Below are 491 nucleotides of genomic sequence, written 5' to 3'. Positions count from 1 at the left end.
GTCCAAGGTTTGAGTCGCGTCAAATATGGATAAGTGAACTGTGGGGACCAGTGCGCGTGTGGTCCATGCTATGTGTATGAAGTGCAGCACGTTCAGAGCTTCTAGTGGGAACTCTGTGTCGTTTATGAACAAGCTGACTTCTATACGATCTTTAATTGCGAAACTCATACGCCCCTCAGATCATAATCGGCTGTTGCTGTTGCTGGCTCTTGACCTGTGCACTCACATAGCCCTGAATGGCCGACTTAGTTGGAACGTTGATAGTCATACCCGGACAAATTTCGGACAACGGATCAGTTATGCCGTTATAGGCCATAAGTGCGCGCCACAAGCTTGTGTCTCCGTAGAACTTGTAGGCCAGCCCCGGAAGATTGGCCATGTCCAACATGCTCAACTGGTAACGCGACTGATTAGGAACGTTGAAGCGCACGTTCTTGAATCCGGATTTGAACATGTTGTAGTTCGAACCGGTATTGTCCACGGGTGTAAAC

1 protein-coding gene is annotated in these 491 nt (G+C 48.9%); it reads right to left on the bottom strand.

Annotated elements, in window-relative coordinates; all coding sequences use genetic code 11:
- Positions 1-175: 175 nt before the first annotated feature.
- Positions 176-491: LysM peptidoglycan-binding domain-containing protein (locus AC1RPN_RS08295; RefSeq protein ID WP_481763733.1), on the bottom strand; the 316-nt coding region annotated here is incomplete at its 5' end.

The organism is Dellaglioa sp. CoH-57-MRSF-20 (genome assembly GCF_056781955.1).
This window is presented reverse-complemented; position numbering and strand designations above follow the sequence as displayed.